This window comes from [Mycobacterium] stephanolepidis (assembly GCF_002356335.1).
Lineage (GTDB): Bacteria > Actinomycetota > Actinomycetes > Mycobacteriales > Mycobacteriaceae > Mycobacterium > Mycobacterium stephanolepidis.
The window spans coordinates 3,241,210-3,258,914 of sequence record NZ_AP018165.1; the positions used below are offsets into that span (position 1 = coordinate 3,241,210).

Genomic DNA, 17,705 nt, shown 5'->3' on the forward strand with positions numbered 1-17,705 from the left:
TGCTGGTCTAGAGCGCGGATTTTGCCAAATCAGCTGGCGATGAGAGCTTTCCCCGCACCGCCGTGGCCGCGGCGACGGCCGGTGACACCAAGTGAGTACGGCCGCCCTTGCCCTGGCGCCCCTCGAAGTTCCGGTTCGAGGTCGACGCACACCGCTGCCCGGGAGACAGCTGGTCGGGATTCATCCCCAGACACATGGAACATCCCGCCTGCCGCCATTGAGCGCCCGCGGCGGTGAAAATCTCGCCCAGCCCCTCGGATTCGGCCTGCGCACGCACCCGCATCGAGCCGGGGACGATGAGCATGGTGACCCCCGCGGCCACCTTCTGGTCCCGCAGTACGTCGGCCACAGCTCGCAGATCCTCGATCCGCCCATTGGTGCAGGACCCCACGAACACTGTGTCCACCGGGATCTCACGCATCGGGGTGCCCGGTGTGAGATCCATATAGGTCAGCGCCTTCTCGGCCGCCAGCCGCTCCTCCTCATCAGCCATCAGCTCCGGATCAGGCACGGCCGCACCCAGGGGAACTCCCTGTCCCGGATTGGTGCCCCAGGTGACAAAGGGCGTCAAAGTACTGGCATCGATGTGCACTTCGGCGTCGAACTGAGCGCCGTCGTCGGTGCGCAGCGAGTCCCATTCGGCCACAGCGGCATCCCACAGCTCCCCCTCGGGCGCGTGCTGACGACCCTTCAGGTACGCATATGTCGTCTCGTCGGGGGCGACCATCCCCGCCCGCGCACCCGCCTCAATGGACATATTGCACATAGTCATTCGGGCCTCCATCGACATCTCCTCGACGGCCTGCCCGCGGTACTCCAGGACATAGCCCTGGCCGCCGCCGGTGCCAATCTTGGCGATCACCGCCAAAATGACGTCCTTGCTGGTGACGCCCGTCGGCAGGGGGCCGTCGATGTTGATGGCCATGGTCCGAAAGGGCCTCAGTGGCAAGGTCTGCGTGGCCATCACGTGCTCGACCTCGGAGGTCCCGATGCCCATGGCCAGTGCGCCAAATGCCCCATGTGTAGAGGTATGGCTGTCACCGCACACGACCGTGGTGCCCGGTTGGGTCAAACCCAGCTGGGGACCGACCACGTGCACGATGCCCTGTTCGACGTCGCCCATCGGGTGCAGGCGGATGCCGAATTCTTCGCAGTTGCGTCGCAGCGTTTCCACCTGAGTGCGCGACACCGGATCGGCGATCGGCTTGTCGATATCAATCGTCGGCACATTGTGGTCTTCGGTCGCGATCGTCAGATCCGGTCGGCGCACCTGGCGCCCGGCGAGCCGCAGGCCGTCGAAGGCCTGTGGACTGGTCACCTCGTGGACCAAATGGAGATCGATATAGATGAGGTCTGGCTCTCGAGCCTCACCCTCACCGGTTCCGCGTACCACTACGTGGGAGTCCCAGACCTTCTCTGCCAGGGTCCGGGGCTGTTGGACACTAGTCATCATTGGCTCCGTGCTCATTGCGTCTCATTATTTGGAACGATAGTATCGTTCCGTGAGAAAGCATAGCGGTATCGGCGTCCTCGACAAAGCGGTGCAGGTCCTGACCGCCATAGGCAACTCCCCCTGCGGGCTCGCGGAATTGTGCGATCGCACCGGGCTCCCCCGGGCCACCGCTCACCGGCTGGCAGCGGGGCTGGAAGTCCACCGACTCCTGTCCCGTGACGGTGATGGGCAATGGCAGCTCGGCGCCGGGCTGACCGAGCTCGCCGCACATGTGAACGATCCGCTCCTGAGCGCCAGCACCCAGGTGCTACCGAAACTACGTGAGATCACCGGCGAGAGTGTGCAGCTTTACCGCCGCGAAGGCACGGTCCGCATCTGCGTGGCGGCACTCGAACCACCAGCGGGACTTCGCGATACCGTGCCGGTCGGATCACGTCTGCCCATGTCCGCCGGATCAGGTGCCAAAGTTCTGCTTGCCCACAGCGATACCGCCACCCAGGCGGCGGTGCTTCCCGAGGCGACGTTCACCGAGCGCGCCCTGGCCGATGTGCGCAAGCGAGGTTGGGCGCAGAGCGCCGCCGAACGGGAGGCGGGAGTCGCCAGTGTGTCAGCCCCGGTTCGTGACCGGCACGGCAATGTCGTTGCAGCGATATCGGTTTCCGGCCCCATCGATCGGATGGGGCGGCGGCCGGGGGCCCGCTGGGCCGCCGATCTCGTGGCCGCATCAGAGGCGATAACAGCCCGGCTTTAAGCTCCGAAGATGGGAACCAATCAGCGCTCGCAGATCGTCATGTCTGACGAAGAGATCACCGCGTTCATCAACAACTCACGCAACACCACCATGGCCACCATCGGCGCCGATGGGCAGCCGCACCTGGTGGCCATGTGGTACGCGGTGATCGATGGCGAGCTGTGGTTCGAGACCAAGGCCAAGTCGCAGAAGGTGGTCAACCTCAAGCGCAACCCCACCATCACATGTCTCATCGAGGACGGACTCACCTACGACACCCTGCGCGGCGTGGCGATCGAGGGTCAGGCCGAGATCGTCGAGGACCCGGACAAGCTCTTCCAGGTGGGCATCAGCGTTTTCGAGCGATACACCGCCCCGTACACCGAAGAAATGAAGCCATTTGTAGAGACGATGCTCAACAAGCGCATCGCGGTCCGGGTGCGCCCTACCCGCATTCGGTCCTGGGATCACCGCAAGCTCGGCATGCCCGCGATGCCCGTGGGTGGGTCGACGGCTCCGCAGCAGTAGGCACGGCGGTGGGCCGGCTCGCGCGCGATGCGTTCGACTCCTTCCGTGAGGGTCTGCGTCATAAGAAGATCAAGCGGCCATTGAGCGATGCGCTGGTCCACCACCTCAGTTCTGGCGAGGTGGCCGAAGAGCAGGGCGACCGGATACGTGAACTGTGCGCCGAAACGCGCGACATCGAGGTGGACGTCGCAAAGGCCGGCGCGCATCAAGCACGCAAATTTGTGATCTGGACCCTGCGTAACCGCCATCCCGAGCTGACCGAGGAAGCATTGCGGATGTTAGGTGATTACCACGCCGAGAGCCGGCGCTAGCTTCAGAGAAGAGCTGGTACCCCCGATGGGATTCGAACCCACGCTACCGCCGTGAGAGGGCGGCGTCCTAGGCCGCTAGACGACGGGGGCTAGAACATTTCCGTGCAACGCGCGTGGCGCGCAGACTTGACAGTCTAGCTCACCGGCGTGCATCACACCAAATCACTTGTCGTGCAAATGATTTGCGCTGGGGTACCAGGACTCGAACCTAGAATGGCGGTACCAGAAACCGCTGTGTTGCCAATTACACCATACCCCATTGGCCTCGCAGAACCGCAGGTCAGCGCGCTGACAGCGGACTTTGGAGCCGACGAGCAGACTACCAAACCAAGGGCGATTAACCCGAATCGGTTTGACCCTCCACCTCATTTTCCCAGGTCCGGGCGTTTCGCAGCCGCTGCAGGGTGCGTTCGGAACCCAGCAGTTCCATAGATTCGAACAGCGGCGGGCTCACCGTCGCACCGGTGACGGCGACACGCAGGGGCCCGAACGCCTTCCGAGGTTTGAGTTCGAGCCCCTCGATGAGGGCGCCCTTGAGCGCCTCCTCGATCGCAGGCGTGGTCCAGGCCTCGACGGACTCCAGCGCACCGATCGCCGCATCCAGCACCGGCAACGAGGCCTCCCCCAGTTCCTTGCGGGCCGATCCCGGATCGATGGCGTAGACATCGTCGTTGAGGAACTTCAGCAGCCCCCAGGCGTCGCCCAGCACCACAACTCGCGTCTGCACCAGATCTGCAGCCACCGCGAAGGCGCTGTCCTCGAGTCCGAGCTCATACCCGTGGGCGGTGAAGAAGGTCTGCAGCCGCGCCACGAACTCCTCCGGGGCCAACAGCCGGATGTGCTCGGCGTTGATGGCGTCGGCCTTCTTCTGATCGAACCGCGCCGGATTCGAGTTGACGTTGGCGACGTCGAAGGCGGCCACCATCTCCGACAAGCTGAAGATGTCGTGATCGTCGGCTATCGACCATCCCAGCAGAGCAAGGTAATTCAGCAGCCCCTCGGGGATGAAACCGCGATCGCGATGCAGGAACAGGTTGGACTGCGGATCGCGCTTGGACAGCTTCTTGGTGCCCTCGCCCAGCACCGACGGCAGGTGCGCGAACACCGGTATCGAGTCGGCGACTCCGACCCGGATCATGGCCTCGTACAAGGCGATCTGGCGCGGCGTCGAGGGCAGCAGATCCTCACCCCGCAGCACGTGGGTGATCTTCATCAACGCGTCGTCGACCGGGTTCACCAACGTGTACAACGGATCTCCGTTACCGCGGGTCAGCGCGAAATCGGGCACCACACCCGCGGCGAAAGTGGTCTCCCCACGCACCAGGTCGTTCCAGGTGATGTCGTGATCGGGCATACGCAGTCGGACAACAGGGTTGCGCCCTTCCACCTGGAACGCCGCACGCTGCTCATCGGTGAGGTCGCGGTCGTAATTGTCGTACCCGAGCTTTGGATTGCGTCCCGCGGCCAGATGGCGCGCCTCCACCTCCTCCGGCGTGGAGAACGACTCATAGGCCTCCCCCGCTGCGAGCAGTTTGCGTACCACTTCGAGGTGCAACTCCTTGCGCTGCGACTGCCGGTACGGCGCGTACGGCCCACCAACCTCGGGGCCCTCGTCCCAGTCCAGGCCCAGCCACCGCAGAGCGTCCAGGATCGCCAGATAGCTCTCCTCGCTGTCGCGGCCCGCATCGGTGTCCTCGATACGGAATACGAAGTCGCCTCCGCAGTGTCGCGCGTAGGCCCAGTTGAACAGCGCGGTCCGTATCAATCCGACATGCGGGGTACCGGTCGGCGATGGGCAGAAACGTACCCGGACCTTGCCAGATCCAGCGGTGTCACTCATTGTTACTTCGCCTTCCGCACAACAGGATTGGACAACGTACCGATACCTTCAATGGTGACGCTCACGGTATCGCCGTCGACGATGGGGCCGACGCCCTCGGGTGTTCCGGTAAGGATCACGTCGCCGGGCAGCAGGGTCATCACTGCCGACACCCACTCCACGATCGTGCCGACATCGTGTAACAGCAACGAGGTTCGGCTGCTCTGCCGGACTTCGCCATTGACCTCGGTACGGATGGCCAGATCCGAGGGGTCAAGGTCCGTGACAATCCACGGCCCCAGCGGGCAGAACGTGTCGTGCCCCTTGGCTCGTGTCCACTGGCCGTCGGCACGCTGGTGATCTCGCGCGGAGACGTCGTTGCCGATCGCGTACCCCAGAATGACCTCGGCCGCCCGGGAGGCGGGGACGTCCTTACACGGCCGTCCGATCACAATCGCCAGCTCACCCTCGTGGTGGACCTCGGATGCGCTGGGCGGCAGCTGAATCGGCAGACCCGGACCGATGATCGACGTGTTGGGCTTGATGAAGATCACCGGCGACTCCGGTGGGGCACCACCCATCTCGGCGGCATGGGCGGCGTAGTTCTTACCCATGGCCACCACCTTGCTGGCCAGAATCGGCGCCAGCAGCCTGACGTCGGCGAGGGGCCATTGGCGCCCGGTGAAAGTGGGCGTCCCGAAGGGATGCTCGGCGATCTCCCGGGCAGTCTCGGTGCCGTCATCTCCCTCGATACTGACGAAGGCGACACCATCTGGGCTGGCAATACGTCCTAGGCGCATTTACATGAGCCTAGTTGCCGGGCTTTGCGCCTTCCTCGGCGTCCTCACGTTGGTCCTCCCGAATGTTGGCGCGAGTGACCAACGCCACCAGAAAGTCCTCCAACCGGCCATGGGTGATATCGAGTTCCCCACGAAACCAGGTGGTGACCAAGTCCAGTCCACCGGAAACCAACGTGAACGTGGCCAGGTCCAGATCGGGGTCCAGCGCATCGTCGGCGGGTAGCAGCACGCGGCCCTGATCGGCCATCACCTGTGCCAGCGTCTTGACCAGATCGCGGCGGCGGGCCGCCAACCCCTCGGTGGCCTGGGATTCGACCAGCAGCCTGCCTCGACGTGGGTCGGCGGTGAGAAATCGCAGGCCGCTACCGATGGCCGCACGGGTGCGTACCACCGGATCGATAGACGTCGAACTCTTTGCGATGGCCTCGATGATGGCCGCCGATCCCGCGAGCATCTGTTCATCGAGCATCGCGAGCACCAACTCGTCGGTGCTGCGGAAGCTCTCATAGAAGTACCGATCGTTGAGCCGGGCCTCAGCACATACGCCGCGCACCGTCAGCCCCTTCACGCCGCCACCGGCGACCAGGTCCAGCGCGGCGTCCAGGAGCGCCGCGCGTCGTCGTGCGCGTCGTTCACCGGAGGTGGCGCCCCCATAGGTCCGGGATGGCATCTGCCGATTGTCGCACCTTGACTCTTGACCTCACGGCATTTTCTGGTGATGATTCTCACCAGATGGTGAGACATGTCACCAGATGGCCCGTTCAACGAGGAAAGGACCTCATTCATGGCTTCGAGCTGGCAGAAGCTCCCCAACCCCCCGCAGCTTCGCGAGTTCCCGTTCAATGTGTTCGCCCGTTTCCTCCCCGGGCGCGATATCCGCGCCACCGTCGAGCAGCGGGAGTCTTTCCGCCAGTACGCGCACATCGGCGACCCGCTCGCCGACGCAGTGGTCGCGATGTTCGCGCGTTTCCCGGCGGGCCAGGGGCGACGGATGTTCGAGACGGCACTGGAGTCCGGCATCGAATCGGTCGACAATCCACCCGAAGAACTCGTCGCGTTCTTCGCACAGGTCGATGCCCGGCCGTATTGGCTCGACGACGCGAAGCTTGAGCTGGCCGCACGGGTCAGCATGCGCACCGGAGTCGTGGGCCTGGGCCTGGCACTGCCCGGCCTCGCCCTCACCGGGGGCTACCTCTCGTCTCGCGCCGACAAACCCCTGGTCGGTACCGGCAACCTGAATCTGCAGGCCGCGGCTCCGCGTCGACTGCACGAGACCGCGCAATGGCTCATCGACGTCACCTCTCCCGGTGGACTCGAGCGATTCGCCACCGGTTTCAAGGGAGTATCTCGAGTCCGTCTCATGCATGCGTTGGTTCGCGGTGCCATGAACCGGCGCGATGACTGGGACTACGAGAACTGGGACACCCCGATCAACCAGATCCAGATGGCGGGGACGCTGATGCTCTTCTCGCTGGCCAACCTGGCGGGATGCCAGGCCATGGGTATGAGTTTCTCGGACACCGAGCGCGAGGCAGTCTTCCATTTCTGGCGATATGTCGGGCAGCTCATGGGAATTCACCCCGAACTCGTACCCACCAGCGAGGAGGACACCTGGCGGTTGTTCTGGCTGGAGGCCGACACCGAGTTCCTGCCCGACGAGGACTCGTACTCGCTGACACAGGCGCTACACGGGTCCGCACACGACGAGCCGGCATTCATGCGGCTTTCCCGCGCATACCTTTCGTCTTACAGCCGCCTCATCCTGGGCAAGACACATGCCGATCACCTGGGGCTGATCGACAGCAAGTCGATGCAGGCCGCGGTCCTCGGGACCTCGGTGGTGAACTGGTTCTTCGAGCGCCGCAATGTGCTGCCCGGCATGACCCGCATCAGCGAGGAATTCGGTCACTTTGCGCGGCGTCAGATCGTCTCGCGTGGCATGGCACAAACCGGTGGTGATCGCACCTACCGACAGCACGACAAGCTCGCAACGGCCAGCTAGCATATCCCATATAATGAGACGCTAGTTCAACAATTTGAGATAGGTGTGGAACCATGGCACTCATGGTTCGCGTTGATGAGGTTGGTACAGCACGCCGTTGGGCGATGCTGGCCATCTCCCTGGGGTCCACCGCCGCCGCCAATGTCTTCATCAACGGTGTGGCATTCCTCATCCCCGCATTGCACACCGAGCGCGGCCTGGATCTCGCCAACGCGGGGCTGCTGTCGGCGATGCCCAGCTTCGGGATGGTGCTGACGCTCATCGCATGGGGCGCGCTCATCGACAGGTTCGGTGAGCGGATCGCTTTGGTGAGCGGTCTGGCGCTGACCGCCCTGGCCGCGTTCGCCGCGGCCGAGGCACCGTCATTGGTGCTCACGGGCGTCTTCCTGCTATTGGGCGGCGCGTCGGCGGCCGCATGCAACTCGGCCAGTGGGCGCGTGGTGGTGGGATGGTTCCCGCCGAACCAGCGGGGCACGGTGATGGGCATCCGCCAGATGGCGCAGCCACTCGGAGTTGCCCTGGGCGCCCTGGTGATCCCCCGTATCGCCGAAAGTCACAGTGTGGCAACGGCATTGATCTTCCCGGCGGCTGTATGCGCGATCTCCTCGGTGATCTGCCTGGTGGGCATCATCGACCCGCCGCGACCACCGCGCTCGGAAGCACCCGAGGAACACCTGTCCAACCCCTACCGCGGATCGCGGGTGCTGTGGCTGATCCACGCGGTGTCGGTGCTACTGGTGGTTCCTCAGGTTGTCGTCTGGACATTCACCCTGGTGTGGCTGGTGACCGACAGAGGGTGGAGCATCGGCGCGGCCAGCATCATGGTGACGGTGGCGCAGCTGACCGGCGCGCTCGGCCGGGTCGCCGCCGGAATGTGGTCTGACCGTTGGGGTTCACGTATGCGTCCGATCCGGGCCATCGCGGTGGCCGCATCAGCCGCCATGGCGCTATTGGCCCTCACCAATCAACTGGACTGGTCCATCAGCGTTGTCGTCATGCTGGTGGCGTCGGTGATCACGGTGTCCGACAACGGTCTGGCCTACACGTCGATCGCGGAAATCGCGGGACCGTTCTGGAGCGGCCGCGCCCTGGGCGCGCAGAACACCGGTCAGCTGCTGGCCGCCGCGGTGGCGCCACCGGTTTTCGGGGCGATCGCCACGGCGGTGGGATTCTCCGCAGCCTTCGCCGTATGTGCCCTGTTCCCCTTGGCCGCTGTCGGTTTGGTGCCGGTGAAGCTGGAGAAACCCGCCCAATAACGCCGAATGCGAGCCTGACGTGAATTTCCGGCTGGATTTCCGCGTGAGGCTCGCACTCGATCAGGACTACAGGAAGCTGGCGATCCGATCGCCGGTGGCCGAGGTGGACAGCTTCTCCGCGCCGCGGGTGGCCAGGTGCTGTTCGACAGCCTTCTCCACACGCGCCGAGGCTTCCTTCTCGCCAAGGTGATCCAGCAGCAGGGCCACCGACACCACAGCGGCGGTGGGATCGGCGATCCCCTGCCCCGCGATATCGGGCGCGCTGCCGTGCACCGGCTCGAACATCGAGGGGTTCTTACCCGAACCGTCGATGTTTCCGCTTGCAGCCAAACCGATTCCACCGGTGACGGCGGCCGTCAGGTCGGTGATGATGTCGCCGAACAGGTTGTCGGTGACGATGACGTCGAACCGACCCGGGTCGGTCACCATGTGGATGGTGGCGGCATCGATGTGCTGGTAGGACACCTGAACGTCCGGGTGCTCGGCGGCGACTTCGTCGACGGTCCGCGTCCACAGTGAACCGGCGTACTTGAGCACGTTGTTCTTGTGCACCAGCGTCAGGTTCTTGCTGCGGGCCTCGGCACGCTGGAACGCGTTGCGCACCACACGCTCGACTCCGAAGCGGGTGTTGAGACTGACCTCGGTGGCCACCTCGTGCGGGGTTTCCACGCGGATGGCGCCGCCGTTCCCGGTGTACGGCCCCTCGGTGCCCTCGCGCACCACGACCAGGTCGATGGCCGGGTTACCCGCCAGTGGACCCGTCACTCCTGGATACAGCTTGGCGGGGCGCAGGTTGATGTGGTGATCGAGTGCGAATCGGGTGTGCAGCAGCAGACCGCGCTCCAGCACTCCGCTCTGTACCGCGGGATCACCGATGGCGCCGAGCAGAATGGCGTCGTGCCCGCGGAGCTCGTCGAGCACCGAATCGGGCATGAGCTCACCGGTCGCCAGGTACCTGCGGGCACCCAGGTCGTATTCGGTCTTCTCGACACCGGGCAGTACCGCGTCGAGCACCTTCACGGCCTCCCCGATGACCTCGGGGCCAATGCCATCACCGGCGATGATCGCGAGCTTTGTCATGAAAGATCCACCAGCTCAAGGGTTGTCGCACCGACGGCAGCGCGGATTTCGTCGAGTACGGCATCCGGGGCGCTACGGTCGATACGCAGGATGATGGTGGCCGCCCCACCCGAAGCGTCCTGGCTCAGCTGCGCGGCCTGGATGTTGACGTCGGCAGAACCGAGCACGGTGCCGATCTTGCCGAGGGCACCGGGCACGTCGGCGTAGTTGATGACCAGGTTTTCGCCCTCGGCACGCAGGTCGAAGTTGCGCCCGTTGATCTGGACGATCTTCTGCACCTGCTGCGGGCCGGACAGGGTGCCCGCCACATTGATCACCGAACCATCGGCGTACACGGCGCGCACGTCGACAACGCTGCGGTGGTTGGGGCTCTCGGTGGCCGTGCTGATCTCCGCACTCACCCCGCGCTCCTCGGCGATCGACGGAGCGTTCACGAAGGTCACCTGATCCTCGATCACCGAGGAGAAGAGTCCGCGCAGTGCGGAAAGCTTCAGCACCGCAACGTCTTCGGAGGCAAGTTCGCCACGGACGTCGACCGACAGCGAGGTGGGCAGCTGTTCGGAGACGGCCCCGATGAGCACACCGAGCTTGCGGACAACCTCAAGCCACGGCGCGACCTCTTCGCTGACGACTCCCCCGCCGACGTTGACGGCGTCGGGCACGAATTCACCTGCCAGGGCCAACTTCACGCTTGCCGCCACATCGGTGCCGGCGCGGTCCTGGGCCTCGCTGGTCGAGGCGCCCAGGTGCGGGGTCACCACAACCTGGTCGAGCTCGAAAAGCGGGCTATCGGTGCACGGCTCGGTGGAGAACACGTCAAGCCCGGCACCGCGGACGTGACCGCTGCGGATCGCGTCAGCCAGGGCGGCCTCGTCGATAAGCCCACCGCGCGCGGCATTCACGATGATGACGCCCGGCTTGGTCTTGGCCAGCGCCTCCTTGCCGATGAGACCCGCGGTCTCCGGGGTCTTGGGCAGGTGCACCGAGATGAAATCTGCCCGACCCAAAAGTTCGTCGAGGGTCAGCAGCTCGATGCCGAGCTGGGCGGCGCGAGCGGCCGAGACGTAGGGGTCGTAGGCGACGATGTGCGTCCCGAACGCGGCAAGGCGCTGCGCGAACAGCTGGCCGATGCGCCCCAGGCCCACCACGCCGACGGTCTTGCCGAAGATCTCTGTGCCGTTGAACGACGAGCGCTTCCAGGTGTGGGCCTTGAGCGAGGCGTCGGCGGCCGGGATCTGCCGCGCGGTGGACAGCAGCAGGGTGACGGCATGCTCGGCAGCGCTGTGGATGTTCGAGGTGGGTGCGTTGACCACCAGGACTCCGCGGGCGGTTGCGGCCTTGACGTCGACGTTGTCGAGTCCGACGCCGGCGCGCGCGACGATTTTGAGCTTGGTGCCGGCTGCCAATACCTCGGCGTCCACGGTGGTCGCCGAACGCACCAACAGCGCGTCAGCATCGGGTACCGCGGCCAGCAGTGCGGGACGGTCCGGGCCGTCGACCCAGCGCACCTCCACACCATCACCAAGTGCTTCGACGGTCGACTGGGCAAGTTTGTCGGCAATCAGCACGACTGGACGTTCGCTCACGTCGCCATAGCCTAGTGTGCCGCCCTAAGCGGCGGACATCACAGTCGCCGACAACCGCGGTCGTGGGCCCGTCATATCGAGTAGCGCACTACTCGCGACCTAGGACGCTCGCCCGGATGACGCTATGCGCATGACCGAAACACATGTACTACCTGTCAGCGGCCCATACACGGTCCGCAGTGGTGACACCCTGTGGAAACTGTCCGAGATGTTCTACGGCGACGGACGCCGCTACCGGGTGATCGCGGTAGTGAACGATCTGTCCGATCCTGATCTCATCGAGGTGGGGCAGGAACTCGAGATTCCGTACGTCACCTATCGGTACCAGGTCAAAGCGGGCGACACCAAGGGCACAATCGCCGAACATTTCTACGGCAGCTTCTCGATGAGTGGGGTGTTCGAAAGCCCCAGCGGTGTATCGCAGCGCGACCTGATTGTCGGCGAATGGCTGCTGATGCCGGACCTCGCCAACGTGGGACATCACACCGTGATGCCGGGCGAGACGCTGCAGGTGCTCGCGGACCGCTGGTACGGCGATTGGACGCTCTGGATCGTGATTGCCATCGCGAATCAGCTCAGCGGTGATGACCCGGAGCCCGGCTCCGTGCTGATCCAGCCTCGGCTCAACCGGCGCCATACCGTTGTCTACGGCGACACGCTCTGGAAGCTGGCAGAGCAGAACTACGGCGACTACAACACCGCACTGACGCAGATCGCGGTCCAGATGTTGGCGGCGGCCAACCTGATCGAAAACCCCGATCACCTCTCCGTGGGGCAGGTCATCTATTTCCCCTCGATCGACGTGGGCGCCTGAATCAGACCTCGGCGAGATCCACTCCACGGGTCTCGCGCGCGGCGAGCAATGCGACGAATGTCAACACACCGGCGATCGACAGGTAGACCCCTACCCATGCGACGCCGAAGTCGTGCACCAGCCAGGTGGCGATGAACGGCGCGACGGCGGCTCCGATGATGGAGGCGAAGTTGTACGCGATCCCCGACCCGGTGTAGCGCACATTCGTGGGGAACAGCTCGGGCAGCAGGGCACTCATCGGCCCAAAGGACAGGCCCATCAATGCCATTCCAACACTCAAGAACACCAACATCATCGGCTTGTTCACCGTCGAGGGGTCGAGGAACCAGCCGAATGACAGCCCGAACACGATGATCCCGGCAGTGAACGTCAGCAGCACCGGCCTGCGTCCATATCTGTCCGCCAGCCGACCGGATATCGGCACGCACGCCGCCAGGAACAGCACCGAAATCAGCTGCATCTGTAGGAAATCGACGTAACTGATCGCGAGTTTTACCCCGGACTTGTCGACCACCTTTCCCGTTCCATACGACGCCGCCCAGGTCGTGACGACGTAAAAGATCGTGTACGTGGCCAGCATGACGAACGTTCCGATCACCAGCTGGCGCCAGGAAGTCTTAGCCACCTCGGCCAGCGGCGCGCGTACCTTTTTGCCCTCGGCGACTGCCTGGGTGAAGACGGGCGTCTCGGTGAGTTTGAGCCGGACATAAAGGCCGACAACCACAATGACCGCGCTGGCCAAAAACGGGACTCGCCAACCCCAGGACAAGAACGCATGGTTGGCCGCGGCCGTCTTGGCATCGAAGCCCATGACGAGCATCAGCAGCAGGAAGGTGCCGTTGGCGAAGAAGAATCCGATCGGGGCGCCCAGCTGTGGCCACATCGCCGCCCAGCCCCGCTTCCCCTCCTCGGCGGTTTCGGTCGCCAGCAGCGCGGCACCCGACCACTCCCCGCCCAATCCCAGACCCTGACAAAAGCGCAACAGTGAAAGCAGCGCGGGCGCCCAGTAGCCGACGGCGTCGAAGGTGGGCAGCAGTCCGATCGCGAAGGTCGCCACCCCCATGGTCATCAGCGATCCGACGAGGGTGGCCTTACGGCCGATCCGATCGCCGAAGTGCCCGAACACCATGGAGCCGACGGGGCGGGCGACGAAAGCCAACCCGAACGTCGCGAACGACGACAGCAGCGCGGCGGTGTCATCTCCCTTGGGAAAGAACAGCGTTGGGAACACCAGCACCGCCGCGGTGGCGTAGATGTAGAAGTCGAAGAACTCGATACTTGTACCCACCATGGAGGCGACGACGATCCGGCTGCGCGGGACCGCAGATTCGACGGGCACGGTCTCCGGTGTCATGGCCACCGGCGGAGACTAGCGCAGCGATTCGATCCTGGTAGCCAGTACAGCCGTCCATTCCGCGATGCGGTTTCACACGTAGTCGAGTTCGCGAAGGTTCCACGCAGCGCGACATTTCACAGGTGCACGGGCAGGTATGGGCATATTGTGTGGAAATGCTCGTCAAAGCGGTCCGCTGCGGGTTGTAGGCCAGCGTGTTGCGACTCATCTTCACGGCGAATGACCTTGCTTTGACGAGGTTCCTGCCTATGCCTGCGCCCTTGTTGGAGATGAAATTCGCGACACGAGCACTGCGGCAGGGTATTCGCACACCATGGGGCGAGCGATGGCGTTGTCGAGCATTGGCAGCATTTCCCATCGCGGCGACACCGGGACGGGCGGTGGTCAGCCACTTTTCATGGTCACTGTCGCCCACCGTGCTGGGCGACAGCTTCGACGAGGGTATGCGGTCCATCGAAAAGCTGAATCGGCAGCAGGCGCTGGCAGAGTTGGCCGTCTTCGGGCGCGGCCCCACCGAAGGTGCCGGGGCGCCACCATATCTCCGGCACGCCATCGCCGGTGATCGCGAGGCCACTGTCGCATTGGGGCGCATGACGAAAGGCGCATACCGAGCGGTGCTGGAGCCATACTGGCCCGATATCCAGGCGAACCATCAGATTGAACTCGTGCGGCAGGGACGCGTGATGGCGCGCCACGGTGTGGGGGCCGCCCTCGGCATGATTTTCCCCGGCGCTCGATGGAATGGCGACTGCCTTGAGATCGATAGTCCACAACGCAGCACCATCGCGCTGCGTGGCCGTGGCATCGTGTTGACGCCCAGCGTTTTCTGGGCGGGACCACCCCTAGTCGGTGAGCTCGGCGAGCAGCCGGTCGTCCTGGCGTACCCCGCCCCCATCGATTTGACCCTCAGTGTCGGCGCTGAATCCGATCCGCTCGCGGCAGTACTTGGATCGACCCGAGCTGCGGTACTGCGCGTGCTGACCGCGGAGCACACCACCAGCGATATCGCCCGCAACCTCGGTATCAGCCCCGCATCGGCGTCCGAACACACCTCGGCGCTGAGGCAAGCACGGTTGGTGCGCAGCCGCCGTGACGGTAAGGCCGTCATCCACGACGCCACCGCCCTGGGCCTTGACCTGATCGATGCAAACCGCCTGTAGCTGGCGCTTCATCGGCGGCGATCACAACACGAGAGCCACTCAGATAACAGATGAGCGCGCCACTGTTGACAACTGGCGTTGTTAACATCTCCAATGAAGAGGAAGCGAACCGCTCCCTGGGAGGCAACGATGCCAAGCACAGCTGCACACGCCGCAACATCACGCTCGGCGGGCATGCCGCCACGCGGTGATGCCAAAGCCCGAATCTGGCGCCGCGGAGACGGTGCCACTCCCGCCGGTCAACGCACCGGCCCGGACGGACACCCCGATTATGGCTACTTCGGCCCCGGCTCGGTGACCTGGAAGGTGTTTCTGCATCCCTCGGTGGCACCGATGATCGTGCTGGTGACCGCCCTTCTGGAGGGCAGCCATGAGGGACTGCAGGCCGTCGAGATCAACCACGATCCGGTGTTCACCAAGAGCAAGCGCAATCAGGTCGACTTCGACGACACCGTCAAGCGCATTCAGCGCACCGCCGGCGTCCCGATACCGATCATCTTCGGCGACACCGCAAGTGCCGATGCGCTCGCCGCGCACCTGCGTCACTATCACCGCAACATGAAGGGTGTCATTCCCGGCACCGACAGGCCCTACGACGCGCAAGGCCCGGCGCTGGTGCTCTTCGCGCACGTAACGATCATGCATGCGGCGCTACGGATCTACGAGAACACCCCCGCGCCGGGGCGTCTTATCCCCCGGCGTCTTCCCAAAGCCGAACGCGACCAATTCTTCTTGGAAGTCAAGACATTCGCCGAACTCATGGGAGCCGACCCGGACACGGTGCCGGTGACCTCCGAGGAGGTGGAGGCTTATTACGACTCGATCGAATCCGAATACCGGATGGTGAAGGGTTTTGTGCCGGGCGGCATGCGATTCGCTCTGTCGGTGATCAGAAACGCACGGGGCTTCGGTGGACTGACGGCGGCGGCGGTAGCCGCGATCACTCTCGTCACCGCTGTGCCTTCCGTTGCCGTGGTGCCGCCAAAGGTGCGGCGCCATTTGGGGATTCCCCGCATCGCCGACCCGGTGCTGGCGATGCTGCTACGGGTGGCGCAGCCTGCCTTTGTGCCGTTCACACTCGAGCCGCTGGCGCGCGAGATCTCCAGGTTGTTCATCGGTGATGACGGCATTACGTTGGGAGAGAATGCCCGCGAGCTTATGGAGCAGTCCGCCTAGGCCCTCACACCCGTAGCGCGGTGAACGGCGCGATCGGAATCAGCCTGATGACAAACCAGGCCGCGAACACGACCAGGATGATGGACGCCACCCATCCGCGCAGCCATGGCGGATTCCAATCAGTGGCTCCCCGCAAGCGGCTGCGCGTCCACGCGACGAAACAGACTGCGAGGAATCCCAAGGCCACCAAGGCAACCGCGTTGTAGCGCAGCGCCGCCAGCACGTCGCCGTGCATCAATGAGTAGACCATCCGCAGACCACCGCACGCGGGACAGTCAAGGCCGGTGAGGGCCTTGAACGGACACACCGGAAGCACTCCCCCAGGCGTTGTCGGGTCACCGAGCCAGATCGCCGCACAGCCCGCCGCCGTCACGCCCGCCACAGTGGCAGGGGCGATCAGTCGGGAAGCGACGGTGGTCGGACGGGAGGTGGTCATCGCGTTCCAGTATCCACCGTTCCGGGTATGGCCACGGTCGGGTATTCGATGGACACCATTCCCATTGAACGCCAAGTGCGGAAAACGCAAAAGCCCCCGACACTCCGTAGAGCGCGGGGGCCTTGCGTTCAGATGAACAGGGACTAAGCGGTCTCGGTGATGGGCCGATCCACCCAGCTCATCAGGTCGCGCAGCTTCTTGCCGGTGACCTCGATCGGGTGCTCGGCGTTCTCCTTGCGCAGACCCTCAAGCTCCTTGTTGCCGCCCTCGACGTTGGCGACGAGGCGCTTGACGAAGGTGCCGTCCTGGATGTCCGTGAGGATGTCCTTCATCCGCTGCTTGGTGCCGGCGTCGATGACGCGCGGACCCGACAGGTACCCACCGAACTCCGCGGTGTCGGACACCGAGTAGTTCATGCGGGCGATGCCGCCCTCGTACATCAGGTCGACGATCAGCTTGAGCTCGTGCAGCACCTCGAAGTACGCCATCTCGGGGGCGTATCCGGCCTCGACCATGACGTCGAATCCGGTCTTGACCAGTTCTTCGGTGCCACCGCAGAGCACGGCCTGCTCACCGAACAGGTCGGTCTCGGTCTCTTCCTTGAAGTCGGTCTTGATGACGCCGGCGCGGGTGCCACCAATGCCCTTGGCGTAGGACAGCGCGAGGGCCTGGCCCTCACCGTTGGGGTCCTGGTGCACGGCGATGAGCGCGGGCACACCCTTGCCATCGACGAACTGACGACGCACCAGGTGGCCGGGGCCCTTGGGGGCGACCATGGCAACGGTGACGTTGGCCGGGGGCTTGATCAGACCGAAGTGGATGTTCAGGCCGTGACCGAAGAACAGCGCGTCGCCGTCCTTGAGGTGCGGCTCGATCTCGTTCGTGAAGATCTGGGCCTGCGCGGTGTCGGGCGCCAGGATCATGATGACGTCGGCCCACTTGGCGACCGCTTCTGGGGTGTCAACCTCGAGGCCCTGTTCGGTGACCTTCTCGCGGGACTTGGAGTCCTCGCGCAGACCGACCTTCACCTGAACGCCGGAGTCGCGCAGGCTCAGCGAGTGCGCGTGTCCCTGGCTGCCGTACCCGATGACGCCAACTTTGCGGCCCTGAATCAGGGTCAGGTCCGCGTCATCGTCGTAGAACATCTCAACTGCCACTTGCTTAATTCCCTTCGGCTTTTCTCTTCTGTACTTCTCTTTT

Annotated in this window: 17 protein-coding genes and 2 tRNA genes; 8 read left to right on the forward strand and 11 right to left on the reverse strand. The window is 64.4% G+C overall.

Features of this window, described 5'->3' with window-relative positions; genetic code table 11:
* Positions 1 to 7: 7 nt before the first annotated feature.
* The gene (gene leuC / locus MSTE_RS16140; protein ID WP_193442103.1) at positions 8 to 1,453 is read right to left on the reverse strand and encodes a 3-isopropylmalate dehydratase large subunit; all 1,446 of its coding nucleotides are present in this window, start codon (positions 1,451 to 1,453) and stop codon (positions 8 to 10) included.
* Positions 1,454 to 1,502: 49 nt separating this feature from the next.
* Between leuC and MSTE_RS16145 the strand changes: the two genes are divergently transcribed.
* From MSTE_RS16145 to MSTE_RS16155, 3 genes are read left to right on the forward strand one after another with little or no spacing between them, the layout of a single operon-like run.
* Positions 1,503 to 2,204 (forward strand): IclR family transcriptional regulator, encoded by a 702-nt coding sequence (locus MSTE_RS16145; RefSeq protein WP_096502695.1) that lies wholly within the window; start codon positions 1,503 to 1,505, stop codon positions 2,202 to 2,204.
* A 9-nt stretch (positions 2,205 to 2,213) separates the two neighbouring features.
* Positions 2,214 to 2,711, forward strand: coding sequence for a pyridoxamine 5'-phosphate oxidase family protein (locus MSTE_RS16150; RefSeq protein WP_096502697.1), 498 nt, complete (start codon positions 2,214 to 2,216; stop codon positions 2,709 to 2,711).
* An 8-nt stretch (positions 2,712 to 2,719) separates the two neighbouring features.
* A complete protein-coding gene (locus MSTE_RS16155; protein WP_096502699.1) occupies positions 2,720 to 3,022 on the forward strand; it encodes a hypothetical protein in 303 nt (100 codons plus the stop codon).
* A 14-nt stretch (positions 3,023 to 3,036) separates the two neighbouring features.
* Here the strand turns inward: MSTE_RS16155 and MSTE_RS16160 are convergent.
* The 5 genes from MSTE_RS16160 to MSTE_RS16180 all read right to left on the reverse strand — a co-directional run bounded on the left by MSTE_RS16160 (position 3,037) and on the right by MSTE_RS16180 (position 6,311).
* Positions 3,037 to 3,112: transfer RNA gene (locus MSTE_RS16160), tRNA-Glu, on the reverse strand.
* A gap of 97 nt (positions 3,113 to 3,209) precedes the next feature.
* Positions 3,210 to 3,281, reverse strand: a tRNA-Gln gene (locus MSTE_RS16165).
* A gap of 78 nt (positions 3,282 to 3,359) precedes the next feature.
* Positions 3,360 to 4,862: a glutamate--tRNA ligase gene (gltX, locus tag MSTE_RS16170; protein WP_096502701.1), complete on the reverse strand. Its 1,503-nt coding sequence runs from the start codon at positions 4,860 to 4,862 to the stop codon at positions 3,360 to 3,362.
* Positions 4,863 to 4,864: 2 nt separating this feature from the next.
* Positions 4,865 to 5,641 (reverse strand): fumarylacetoacetate hydrolase family protein, encoded by a 777-nt coding sequence (locus MSTE_RS16175; RefSeq protein WP_096502703.1) that lies wholly within the window; start codon positions 5,639 to 5,641, stop codon positions 4,865 to 4,867.
* Between the two features lie 10 nt (positions 5,642 to 5,651).
* Positions 5,652 to 6,311: a TetR/AcrR family transcriptional regulator gene (locus MSTE_RS16180; RefSeq protein ID WP_096502705.1), complete on the reverse strand. Its 660-nt coding sequence runs from the start codon at positions 6,309 to 6,311 to the stop codon at positions 5,652 to 5,654.
* A gap of 114 nt (positions 6,312 to 6,425) precedes the next feature.
* On the opposite strand from MSTE_RS16180, the gene MSTE_RS16185 reads away from it, so the two are divergent.
* Positions 6,426 to 7,643 carry an oxygenase MpaB family protein gene (locus MSTE_RS16185; RefSeq protein ID WP_096505998.1) on the forward strand — a complete coding sequence of 406 codons (1,218 nt, stop codon included), beginning with the start codon at positions 6,426 to 6,428 and terminating at the stop codon, positions 7,641 to 7,643.
* Between the two features lie 53 nt (positions 7,644 to 7,696).
* Entirely contained in the window at positions 7,697 to 8,899 is a 1,203-nt protein-coding gene (locus MSTE_RS16190) for an MFS transporter (protein ID WP_096502707.1), read from the forward strand.
* Positions 8,900 to 8,965: 66 nt separating this feature from the next.
* Here MSTE_RS16190 and MSTE_RS16195 read toward each other — a convergent pair whose 3' ends face one another.
* Both MSTE_RS16195 and serA read right to left on the reverse strand, forming a co-directional pair.
* Positions 8,966 to 9,979: a 3-isopropylmalate dehydrogenase gene (locus tag MSTE_RS16195; protein ID WP_096502709.1), complete on the reverse strand. Its 1,014-nt coding sequence runs from the start codon at positions 9,977 to 9,979 to the stop codon at positions 8,966 to 8,968.
* A complete protein-coding gene (serA, locus tag MSTE_RS16200) occupies positions 9,976 to 11,547 on the reverse strand; it encodes a phosphoglycerate dehydrogenase (protein WP_096502711.1) in 1,572 nt (523 codons plus the stop codon). Before serA ends, MSTE_RS16195 begins: the two co-directional genes overlap by 4 nt.
* Before the next feature lie 148 nt (positions 11,548 to 11,695).
* Here serA and MSTE_RS16205 point away from each other — a divergent pair, with 148 nt between their 5' ends.
* A complete protein-coding gene (locus tag MSTE_RS16205; RefSeq protein WP_231896904.1) occupies positions 11,696 to 12,379 on the forward strand; it encodes a LysM peptidoglycan-binding domain-containing protein in 684 nt (227 codons plus the stop codon).
* A 1-nt stretch (position 12,380) separates the two neighbouring features.
* Here the strand turns inward: MSTE_RS16205 and MSTE_RS16210 are convergent, their stop codons facing one another.
* The gene (locus MSTE_RS16210; protein ID WP_070917312.1) at positions 12,381 to 13,733 is read right to left on the reverse strand and encodes an MFS transporter; all 1,353 of its coding nucleotides are present in this window, start codon (positions 13,731 to 13,733) and stop codon (positions 12,381 to 12,383) included.
* A 194-nt stretch (positions 13,734 to 13,927) separates the two neighbouring features.
* Between MSTE_RS16210 and MSTE_RS16215 the strand changes: the two genes are divergently transcribed.
* Both MSTE_RS16215 and MSTE_RS16220 read left to right on the forward strand, forming a co-directional pair.
* On the forward strand, positions 13,928 to 14,893 hold the full coding sequence (locus MSTE_RS16215) for an ArsR/SmtB family transcription factor (protein ID WP_096502715.1): 966 nt from the start codon (positions 13,928 to 13,930) through the stop codon (positions 14,891 to 14,893).
* 129 nt (positions 14,894 to 15,022) lie between these two features.
* Entirely contained in the window at positions 15,023 to 16,069 is a 1,047-nt protein-coding gene (locus tag MSTE_RS16220) for an oxygenase MpaB family protein (RefSeq protein WP_078322804.1), read from the forward strand.
* 4 nt (positions 16,070 to 16,073) lie between these two features.
* Here the strand turns inward: MSTE_RS16220 and MSTE_RS16225 are convergent, their stop codons facing one another.
* Together MSTE_RS16225 and ilvC are read right to left on the reverse strand one after the other, a co-directional pair.
* A complete protein-coding gene (locus MSTE_RS16225; protein WP_096502717.1) occupies positions 16,074 to 16,505 on the reverse strand; it encodes a DUF2752 domain-containing protein in 432 nt (143 codons plus the stop codon).
* 143 nt (positions 16,506 to 16,648) lie between these two features.
* Positions 16,649 to 17,650 carry a ketol-acid reductoisomerase gene (ilvC, locus tag MSTE_RS16230; RefSeq protein ID WP_193442104.1) on the reverse strand — a complete coding sequence of 334 codons (1,002 nt, stop codon included), beginning with the start codon at positions 17,648 to 17,650 and terminating at the stop codon, positions 16,649 to 16,651.
* Between the last annotated feature and the right edge of the window lie 55 nt (positions 17,651 to 17,705).